At 35.9% G+C, this 10589-nt stretch carries 9 protein-coding genes, 1 rRNA gene, 1 pseudogene and 1 other annotated feature; of the genes and pseudogenes, 5 read left to right on the plus strand and 6 right to left on the minus strand.

Features of this window, described 5'->3' with window-relative positions; genetic code table 11:
• The 5 genes from ACTWP4_RS22355 to ACTWP4_RS22375 form a co-directional block, all read right to left on the minus strand.
• Nucleotides 1–124, minus strand: a 16S ribosomal RNA gene (locus ACTWP4_RS22355); the annotation flags it as partial.
• Between the two features lie 332 nt (nucleotides 125–456).
• Complete coding sequence (gene leuS / locus ACTWP4_RS22360) at nucleotides 457–2874, minus strand: leucine--tRNA ligase (RefSeq protein ID WP_443131001.1); 2418 nt, start codon at nucleotides 2872–2874, stop codon at nucleotides 457–459.
• Nucleotides 2875–2958: 84 nt separating this feature from the next.
• Nucleotides 2959–3173 (minus strand) — a binding site (T-box leader).
• Nucleotides 3174–3251: 78 nt separating this feature from the next.
• Entirely contained in the window at nucleotides 3252–4910 is a 1659-nt protein-coding gene (locus tag ACTWP4_RS22365) for a glycoside hydrolase family 13 protein (RefSeq protein WP_443131002.1), read from the minus strand.
• A gap of 290 nt (nucleotides 4911–5200) precedes the next feature.
• Nucleotides 5201–6274: a 23S rRNA (adenine(2503)-C(2))-methyltransferase RlmN gene (gene rlmN / locus ACTWP4_RS22370; protein WP_443131003.1), complete on the minus strand. Its 1074-nt coding sequence runs from the start codon at nucleotides 6272–6274 to the stop codon at nucleotides 5201–5203.
• 73 nt (nucleotides 6275–6347) lie between these two features.
• Entirely contained in the window at nucleotides 6348–7430 is a 1083-nt protein-coding gene (locus tag ACTWP4_RS22375) for a tellurite resistance/C4-dicarboxylate transporter family protein (RefSeq protein WP_443131004.1), read from the minus strand.
• Nucleotides 7431–7532: 102 nt separating this feature from the next.
• Between ACTWP4_RS22375 and ACTWP4_RS22380 the strand changes: the two genes are divergently transcribed.
• The 4 genes and pseudogenes from ACTWP4_RS22380 (at nucleotide 7533) to ACTWP4_RS22395 (ending at nucleotide 8835) form a co-directional block, all read left to right on the plus strand.
• Complete coding sequence (locus ACTWP4_RS22380) at nucleotides 7533–7817, plus strand: thiamine pyrophosphate-binding protein (protein ID WP_443131005.1); 285 nt, start codon at nucleotides 7533–7535, stop codon at nucleotides 7815–7817.
• Between the two features lie 65 nt (nucleotides 7818–7882).
• Complete coding sequence (locus tag ACTWP4_RS22385) at nucleotides 7883–8047, plus strand: hypothetical protein (protein WP_443131006.1); 165 nt, start codon at nucleotides 7883–7885, stop codon at nucleotides 8045–8047.
• Nucleotides 8048–8061: 14 nt separating this feature from the next.
• Nucleotides 8062–8393, plus strand: a pseudogene (locus ACTWP4_RS22390) (thiamine pyrophosphate-dependent enzyme); the annotation flags it as partial.
• 241 nt (nucleotides 8394–8634) lie between these two features.
• The gene (locus ACTWP4_RS22395; protein WP_018934369.1) at nucleotides 8635–8835 is read left to right on the plus strand and encodes a cold-shock protein; all 201 of its coding nucleotides are present in this window, start codon (nucleotides 8635–8637) and stop codon (nucleotides 8833–8835) included.
• 83 nt (nucleotides 8836–8918) lie between these two features.
• On the opposite strand, the gene ACTWP4_RS22400 is transcribed toward ACTWP4_RS22395, so the two are convergent.
• Nucleotides 8919–9275 carry a DUF488 domain-containing protein gene (locus ACTWP4_RS22400; protein WP_443131007.1) on the minus strand — a complete coding sequence of 119 codons (357 nt, stop codon included), beginning with the start codon at nucleotides 9273–9275 and terminating at the stop codon, nucleotides 8919–8921.
• Nucleotides 9276–9357: 82 nt separating this feature from the next.
• On the opposite strand from ACTWP4_RS22400, the gene ACTWP4_RS22405 reads away from it, so the two are divergent.
• Nucleotides 9358–10359: an LLM class flavin-dependent oxidoreductase gene (locus ACTWP4_RS22405; RefSeq protein WP_443131008.1), complete on the plus strand. Its 1002-nt coding sequence runs from the start codon at nucleotides 9358–9360 to the stop codon at nucleotides 10357–10359.
• The last annotated feature ends 230 nt before the right edge of the window (nucleotides 10360–10589 follow it).

The following is a 10589-nucleotide window of genomic DNA, read 5'->3' on the forward strand; positions in this document are numbered from 1 at the left end:
ACCCGTCCGCCGCTCGTTCCACAAACGTCACTCCGAAGAGATCTGTTTGCTTCCCGCGCTCGACTTGCATGTATTAGGCACGCCGCCAGCGTTCGTCCTGAGCCAAGATCAAACTCTCAATAAAGTTTACTTGTGCTCGCTTCTATAAGCTAGCTTGTTTCATGTTTTAAATCATACTGGTTGTTTTGTTCAGTTTTCAAAGATCAATGTCTTTTTGAAGCGACAAATAAATTATATCAAATGGTTATTTGCCTGTCAATATTTTTTCGAACTCTTTTAACGAGTCAACTTTTACAATGATACACACTATTAAATAAAAAGTCAATACTATTTCGTAATTTTTATTATATATAGAAACAATCATAATATACATATTTAAATGCATTATTAAATCAATATTTTCAAGTAATGAACAAACCCGCTTCTAGTATTAAAAACGGGTTTGTTTGATAATCTTTAATTCGCAACAATATTCACTAACTTACCAGGAACTACAATGACTTTACGTACAGTTTTTCCTTCAATTCGTTCTTTAATAGATTCTTGTTCTAATGCAATTTGTTCGATTTCATCTTTAGATGCATTTCTATCAACCATCATTTTCGCACGAACTTTACCCATGATTTGAATAACTATTTCCACTTCGTTCTCCACTAACTTAGCTTCATCAAATGTAGGCCATGGTTCATATGCTAAGGTGTCATCATGTCCAAGCAACTGCCAGATCTCCTCTGTTAAGTGCGGAGCTACTGGTGATAACAACTTTACAAATCCTTCAGCATACACTTGCGGAATTTCATCCGCTTTATATGCCTCATTAATAAATACCATCATTTGTGAAATACCTGTGTTGAAGCGTAAACCCTCAAAATTTTGTGTTACTACTTTTACTGTTTCATGATAGATTTTTTCTAAATCATCGGAACGTTCTGCTTCCGTTACTTTATTAGTTAACTGGTGATCATCTGTTACAAATAAGCGCCACACTCGATCTAAGAATCTTCTTGCACCATCCAAACCATTCGTACTCCATGCAACAGAGGCATCTAATGGTCCCATAAACATTTCATACAACCTTAAAGTGTCCGCTCCATGAGTTTGGACAATTTCATCCGGATTAACAACATTTCCTTTAGACTTACTCATTTTCTCATTATTTTCACCAAGAATCATCCCTTGGTTAAACAGTTTTTGAAATGGTTCTTTGGTAGGGACAACACCGATATCATATAAAAACTTGTGCCAGAAACGTGCATACAATAAGTGTAATACAGCATGTTCAGCTCCACCAATATAGACATCCACCGGTAACCATTCTTTTAATGCGTTAAAATCAGCAAGTTTCTCTGCATTACGAGGGTCTATATAGCGCAAGAAATACCAACAGCTACCTGCCCATTGTGGCATTGTATTCGTTTCACGACGACCTTTCATACCTGTTTCAGGATCTGTCACATTGACCCAGTCTTCCATATTAGCAAGTGGTGATTCCCCTGTTCCTGATGGTTTTATTTCAGCTGTTTTCGGCAGTACTAATGGTAACTCGTCCTCTGAAACAGCGGACATGGAACCATCCTCCCAATGAATAACCGGAATCGGTTCACCCCAATAACGTTGACGACTAAACAACCAATCTCGAAGGCGATACGTAACTTTACGCTCCCCTACTTCATTGTCTTCTAACCAATCAATCGCCTTTGTGATGGCATCTTCTTTATTTAATCCATTTAAAAATTCCGAATTAATATGTGGACCATCGCCTGTAAAGGCCTCTTCTTCTATATTACCTCCATCTAAGACAGGAATAATTTCAAGTTTGTATTTTTTGGCGAACTCATAGTCTCGCTCATCATGCGCTGGTACTGCCATGATTGCACCTGAACCATATGTCATTAAAACGTAATCCGCTACCCAAATAGGAAGTTTTTTACCATTAATCGGGTTAATGGCATAAGCTCCAGAAAACACACCGGTTTTATCTTTTGCAAGATCTGTACGTTCAAGATCACTTTTTGTCTTTACGTTATCTAAGTATCCTTTTACATCATCCAGTTGCTCTGCTGTTACTACCTTATCCACCAATGGGTGCTCTGGTGCTAACACAGCATAAGTAGCACCAAATAATGTATCTGGCCTTGTTGTAAAAACTGTAAATGAATCATCATGACCATCTATATCAAAAGTTACTTCAGCACCTTCTGACCGGCCAATCCAATTACGTTGCATGTCTTTAATACTTTCCGGCCAATCTAACTCATCTAAGTCTTCCAATAAACGATCGGCATATGCAGTGATTTTTAACATCCATTGTTTCATAGGCTTTCGTTCAACAGGATGTCCGCCGCGTTCACTTTTTCCGTCTATTACTTCTTCATTGGCAAGCACAGTACCCAATGCTGGACACCAGTTAACTGGTACTTCATCAATATAAGCTAATCCTTTTTCATATAGTTTTAAGAAAATCCATTGTGTCCATTTATAATAATTTGGATCAGTTGTATTTACTTCACGGTCCCAGTCATATGAGAAACCTAAATCTTGTATTTGTCTACGGAAGGTATTAATATTTTGCTCTGTAAAAACTGCCGGGTCATTCCCTGTATCTAACGCATATTGTTCGGCAGGCAAACCAAATGCATCCCATCCAATTGGGTGTAACACTTCATATCCTTGCATTCGTTTCATTCTTGATAAGATATCTGTTGCTGTATAACCTTCAGGGTGCCCAACGTGCAGACCAGCACCTGATGGATATGGGAACATATCTAATGCATAAAACTTATCCTTATCAGACCCTGTATCCGTTGCAAAAGTTTTATTTTCTATCCAATAATTGCGCCATTTTTCTTCAATTTTAGTATGATCAAATGACATATACTACTTCCTCCTTCGAACTATTATGTATATACGCAGACCGAAACATATGTTCTTGAACGCAAAAAAATCTCCCTAATCCCACAATGGGACGAGAGAGATTCCCGCGGTACCACCCAACATTAGTGTTAATTTTAACACCCACTTAAAATCCTTAACGCGGACAACGACAAAAGCTACTATCCTGTTCACTTTTGTAACATCTGAGGCGAGTTCGTAACAGATTAGGGGTAGCTCACACCAACCGCTACCTCTCTTAGCCTAATCCTTTTACTACTATTCCTCTTCATCGTCATTTATATGATCTGTTGTACATAATCTGTTATACTTTCTGATAGTTTAAAGAAATGTCTGAATTTTGTCAAGGAGTGTCTTGACTACCAGATATAAACCTTTGCTTCGTAAGGCTGTAGAGTCATTGTTTCAGATAACACTTTCCCTTCCACATTCGTTAACACCAATTCAGGCGAATTTTCAAGAACATGATTAGGAATATTTACAACTGCCTCTGTTTCAAACAAATTGGCTAAAATAAGTGCTCCCCGATCTCCAAGCTTACGTGTATAGGCATATACCTGATCATGATCCTCTAACACCAATTCATAACTACCATATACTAAAACTTCATATTGTTTTCTGGTAGCAATCATTTTTTTATAATAATATAAGATCGAAGAAGGATCTTTTTGCTGTGCTGCAACATTTATTTCCTTATAGTTTGGATTCACTTTCAACCATGGCGTGCCGTTCGAAAAACCTCCATTCGTATCATGATTCCATTGCATAGGCGTTCTGGAATTATCTCGACCACTCTTCCAAATTTTTTTCATAATTTCTTCGTGCGATTTCCCTTCAGCAATTTCGCTGTGATACATATTCTTGATCGCGACATCATTATAATCATCAATCGAATTAAATTGCACATTTGTCATACCAATCTCTTGTCCCTGATAAATAAATGGCGTTCCGTGCATAAAGAAAAACATGGTAGCCAAGCATTTCGCCGATTGCTCGCGATACTTCTCGTCATTCCCCCATGTTGAAACCGAACGAGCCTGGTCGTGATTTTCTAAGAAAAGAGCATTCCATCCAACACCTTCTAACCCTTTTTGCCACTTAGTAAGCGTCTTTTTTAATGTATGGATATCAAGGCCACCTTCTACACTCATATCCCACAGTCCTAAATGCTCAAATTGAAAAATCATATCAAAATATCCTTCATTTTCATCAACCCATTGATCAGCATCTTCCACCGTTACACCATTCGCTTCACCAACCGTCATAATATCATAGTTATGGATAGTCTCTTTTGCAAATTCTTTTAAAAACTTATCAATCCCGGGTTGATTCATATGACCGTCGAAAGATGGTACATAATTTTTATTATCGGGATTTGGCATATCGGGAAATCCAGGGAGCTTTTTAATATGAGAAATCGCATCAACTCTGAAACCATCAATCCCTTTGTCTAACCACCAGTTCACCATGGCATAGAGGTCTTTACGCACTTCAGGATTTTCCCAATTCAAGTCAGGTTGTTTAGTTGAAAATACATGCATATAATATTCAGAAGTTTTCTCATCATATTGCCATGCTGAACCACCAAAAATAGATTCCCAATTGTTCGGCTCTTCTCCATTATTACCAGAGTGCCAAATATAATAATCACGATATGGATTATCTTTAGATGACCTCGACTCGATAAACCATTCATGCTCATCTGACGTATGATTAATCACTAAATCCATGATTAACTTCATATCCCGATTATGTACTTCTTCCAGAAGCATATCGAAATCTTCCATCGTTCCAAAATCGTCCATAATTTTTTTATAGTCACTAATATCATATCCATTGTCATCATTTGGCGATTGATAAATAGGACTGATCCAGACCACATCAATACCAAGCGTTTTTAAATAATCAAGTTTTGAAATAATTCCTTGCAAATCTCCAATTCCGTCTCCATTTGAATCCATAAAACTTCGTGGGTAAATTTGATATGCTACTGCTTCTTTCCACCATTTTCTATTCATGAAACAACCCCCTATAATATAAAAGACAGGCATCTATACTGTTTCCAATATCTACTCAAGCTACCTAAGCAAGACACCCTCAAGCATTTTTGTATTTTTTGCGCAATCGGTTGCATACATATTATATTATCATGTAATATATTTCTGTCAATAGTATTCCGTGAATTTAGAAATTATCTAATCTATTTCTAGCAATCGATTGCACTTTAAATGAAGAACAACCGGACACCTTTTTGTGCATTTATACTTTCTTGCTTCATACAAAAAAGAGCATCCTTTTGGATACTCTTTTACGCTTTTTGTTTTTCCTTGTCTTTTTTAATTTGTTTACTACGAAGCTGCCCACATGCTGCATCAATATCTGTACCATGTTCAACACGAACACCACATTTTATGCCGTTCTCTAATAATATTTGATAAAAGTCTAAAATCGCCTTTTTCTCACTTCTATCATATTGATTATGTTCATCAACTGGGTTATATGGAATTAAATTCACATATGACAAATGCTTTTTGTCTTTTAATAAGGATACTAACTGTTCAGCTTCTTCCTTATGATCATTCACACCTTTTAGTAAAATGTATTCAAAAGTAATCCTGCGGTTGCTTTTTTCTAAATAATAATCAATCGCTGGCATTAATTTTTCTAAAGGAAAAGCTTTATTTATCTTCATAATTTTTGTTCGCAATTCATTATTTGGTGCATGTAACGACAGTGCTAGATTCACTTGTAAATTCTCATCAGCAAAATCGTAAATTCTTTTTGCTAAACCACTTGTTGAAACGGTAATATGTCGTGCACCAATTGAGAGCCCAGCTTGATCGTTTACGATTCTTAAAAAGTCCATTGTGTTGTCATAATTATCAAATGGTTCCCCAATACCCATTACAACTATATGACTGACACGTTCCTCTTCACCCTTAGCATCTAAATGTTTTTGTACATTCATAATTTGCTCTACGATTTCACCGGCAGAAAGGTCTCGATTCTTCGTTAATAAACCACTCGCACAAAAAGAACAGCCGATATTACAACCAACTTGCGTTGTCACACACACAGAATAACCATAATTAAATTTCATTAATACGGTCTCAATTAAATTACCATCAGAAAGCTTAAATAAAAATTTAATTGTTCCGTCTTTGGATTCCTGTTTTACTTCCTGCTCAAGTGTACCTAAATGAAAGTTTTCCTCTAATACTAGCTGGCAATCCTTATTTAAATTATACATTTCATCAAATGTATTAACTCTTTTTTTATATAACCAATCCCAAACTTGTTTAGCGCGGAATTTCTTTTGACCATGTTCTACTAACCATTCCTGCAGCTGATCAAATGTCAATGAATAAATGGAGCTTTTCATCAAAATCCCTCATTTCATAATAGCTCTTATTTCCATCATTACATCATACTAAATTTCGTTGGCAATAACAAGGTCATTTTTTTCTTACAATATCTAAATATAGATGTATGATAAGTAATATAATACCTAATGTCCATGTAATCCATGCTGGATAAATAAATATATGAGAAATATTTTTCAAAAAAGGTATTTCTAACGCTTCAGAAAGTTGATATGTAGCAGTCGTGTACATCGCAAGTGGAAAGACCATTCCCCACATTTGAAAATCATAATTTATCGGAAAACGATGAACAATATAACGCCAATACATTAAAATCACCAATAATGGTATCCACCATGTGCCTGTTACCCAAAAGAATAAGGTAAATCCCTTGATAAAAGAAACGAATTGTTCAATAAATGGTGAACCAGCGGCATTCATAATAATCGTGGAACCTGCTAATGTCGTAATTGCAACAGCACCCATATTAATCCAATAAGGAGGTGTTAATGCTGCATGTTTTAAGTTCAAAAATGTAAAACGATAAAAAATAAGCGTAATAATACTTAAATAAAGCATACATCCTAATAAAAACATCGATACAGTAAAAAAATTGATAAAACCTATTGACGTTGGATTATTGTAGTACGGAATCAAGAAAACACCTAATATTGCAATAGATTGAGTGGCCACGGTCGCAATCAACCACGCACCATTAATTCCTTCTGCTAAAGTTGGTTTATCCTCTCTAATAGTGACTGCAGTAAAGAAAGAATACATGATGACGAACCACAAGACGATTGAAAAAACCCACAATATAAATGCTATACTGTACAATTGTTCAAGAATAACAAGTTGGCTCCCAAAAACATTCGTTCCAGCAACCAGTGTAAAAAAACCTGGACCTTTTAAATGACTGGTTAAATCTTCTTTGACATTCTCAAAATAAAACATAACTCTTATAATTGTTAAGATAGCTATTACCAAATAAAAAATAATATTACAGAACAACAGCACTCGACTTATTACATGAAAACCAAGTAGATGTGAGGCAATAGATAAAGCACCTGTTGCCATTACCAATGCAAAATATCCGGTAAATAAAAATTTTATCTTCTCTCTAATAATCGACACTTTGTCAGCTCCTTCTCTTAATCCTTTCCATAATTTACTCATTGTTATGCTTCACCTTTTCATTATCTTACGTGATAAGTATGACTGCTTAAAAAGTTAATTGTATATTACACTAAAACGAAAAGGCGAAGGGATGAAATCACAATGCAAATAAATAAAGTTGATCAACATGACAGTGGTTCCTGTTTTTTGCAATTGTTAAAAAATATCGGTGTTAACACCTTTGGATCCGTATTTCAGTCAATATGGTTAAAACAAGACAAAGATATCTTACACCCACAGTTGACACATGAGCAATCCGTTATTCATGCTGCTGATGGTTACGCTCGCACTACAGGGAAGACTGGTATTACATTTGTTACAACGGATTTCCTTAACTGGTATTGCAAACAGCTGATTGAGGTGAGAAACCTTTCGTTTCACCTGTAATACGATCACTGAAGCGAACCCTACCATACCTTTTATTAGTGACATTAAACCAGGGTGAAGAAGTAGTGAACTGGAAAAATACCTCACCAAAATTTTCGGAATCAACAAGTAAGTTAAAACCAGATGATATTATCCGTACTGTTGACCAATATACCAAAGAAAATACTATTGTGGCGACTGATGTTGGACAGCACTATATTTCCCATTTCGTCGTCCTCGACAATTACTAACTTCTGGAGGTTTTGGTACAATGAGATATGGATTACCAGTTTCCATCGGGGCTGAAGTAAGCAAAAAAGAGCAACAAGTAGTTTGTTTTACTGGTTATGGCAGTAACCAAATGAATATACAGAAGCTTCATCATATTTCTCGTAATAATCTAAACATAAAAATAAATATTCTCAAGTAAAAATCAGTTCTCCTGATTTTCTTGCTTTTGCTGAAAGTTTTGGCATGAAAGGATATCACGCTTCCACAAAATCAAAGGCAGAAAAAATTATTCGTGAAGCTTTCACAACGAATCTTCAGGCGATATTAGACTTGTCATTAAAGAAGAGATTAATGTTTATCCCATAGTGCCAGCTGGAGGAAATTATACAGATGCTATACACGGAAATGAATCAAATACAAAGAAAATAACAAGATCATAATTAATTTGAACATAGACTTGCAATTTAATTTTATCCTTGCTATAATTAATGTAGCTATTTTGTTCGATGACACCTTCAAGTATCGTAACGTAAAGTTTTCGTTTTGAGGCAAGAGCAAGAATAGTAATACAATTGTGTGAACGGTTCACACTAGGAGGAAAAGAAATATGGTACAAGGTACAGTAAAATGGTTTAACGCAGACAAAGGTTTTGGATTTATCGAAGTAGAAGGACAAGACGACGTATTCGTACACTTCTCTGCTATCCAAGGCGAAGGCTTTAAAACACTTGAAGAAGGTCAAAGCGTAACTTTCGATATCGAAGAAGGTAACCGCGGACCACAAGCAGCTAACGTAGTAAAAAACTAATTTAGTGCTTATTTAGAAAAAACGCTTATGCTTTTTAGCATAGGCGTTTTTTTTGTGGAAATATTCGGCCAGTTTACTGTTTTCTATGTGATTAATTCCTTCAGAATTACTACATGATTATATTGCTGTTCTTTCGCCGCAAACACTAATGTGATCTCTTGTCCACATTCCTTGTAGTATGTTCGTAATTGATTCAATGCTTCTTTTTTTATCGGGTCATTATCTAATTCTTCTAAATATAATTCTTTGAAGTGTTCAAATTTGTCAGGATCATGCTGAAACCATTTTCTTAACTCATGCGAAGGTCCAATTTCCTTTAACCACACGTCTACATGTGCCTTCTCTTTTGAAACACCCCGAGGCCAAACACGATCAACTAGAATACGAAAACCATCCTCTTCCCTTACTTCGTCATAAACACGCTTTAATTGAATGAACACCACCCCCAAGCAAAATATTAGACCTTTCCTATGATTGAGCGTATCATTTCTTACATCCTCAAGTAAAATAAGGAGTGATTACATGGGAAATATATTTTCCAATGTTAAATTTTCAATATTAGACTTAGCACCTATCTTACATGGACATGATGCTTCGTTATCTTTTCAAAATAGTGCAGATTTAGCACAACATGTGGAAAAACTAGGCTATTATCGCTATTGGTTAGCGGAACATCATAACATGCCAGGTATCGCCAGTTCTTCTACTTCACTCGTCATCAGCCATATTGCTAGTCACACAGAAAAAATTCGAGTAGGTTCAGGAGGGATAATGCTTCCAAACCACGCACCATTAGTGATTGCAGAGCAGTTTGGTACACTTGATGCACTATATCCGAATCGAATAGATTTAGGATTAGGACGTGCACCTGGTAGTGATCAAGCAACTGCTTATGCACTAAGGCGCACTTTAAACAGCAGTCCAGAGGATTTTCCAAATCAAGTTGATGAATTAGAATCCTATTTTGCTGGTACAGCGAGAGTAAAAGCAGTTCCAGGTCAAGACGCAAATGTGCCCTTATGGTTACTTGGTTCAAGTGATTTTAGTGCTCGCCTTGCTGCAGAAAAGGGACTGCCGTTTGCATTCGCAAGCCATTTTTCACCTGACTATACATTGCCTGCATTACGCTTATATCGAGAACGTTTTACACCATCAAACCAACTTAGTAAGCCACAGACGATGGTTGGTGTAAACATTATCGCTGCGGAAACAACTGAAAAGGCAAAATGGTTAGCGACTTCCCAACAACAGCAATTCTTGTCAATGATACGTGGAAAGCCTTCTCAATTAATGCCACCAATTGATGATATTGAACAAGAATGGACTGTTTATGAAAAAGCATCAGTGGAAAAATCAGTGAATAGCAAATCAACTATTGTTGGTGATAAAGATGTAGTAAGAGAAAAATTAGCTGCATTTATTGAAGAAACAGAAGCAGATGAAGTAATTATTAATTCACAAATATATGATCATGAAGAACGTAAAAATTCATATCAAATCGTATCCGATCTTGTACATAGCTAATGGCTACATAAGGATACTACCATTCGAATAAACGAAATCCCAAACAAAAGAAGGCTGGGACAAAAGTGATCTTATAAAAATAATATCCGAACGATTATGCGAATTGATATGCTCCCTTCTAAGTAGACAGATAAAAAATAAAAATCTGTTACTTGGGGGGAGTTACTTTTATGTCTAGAAAAGGTTATACTATTGAATTTAAACGGATGGTATTGGAAGCATACGAAAAC

Origin of the sequence: Gracilibacillus sp. D59, from assembly GCF_052246695.1 — a bacterium.
In the GTDB taxonomy this organism is placed as follows: Bacteria; Bacillota; Bacilli; order Bacillales; family Amphibacillaceae; genus Gracilibacillus.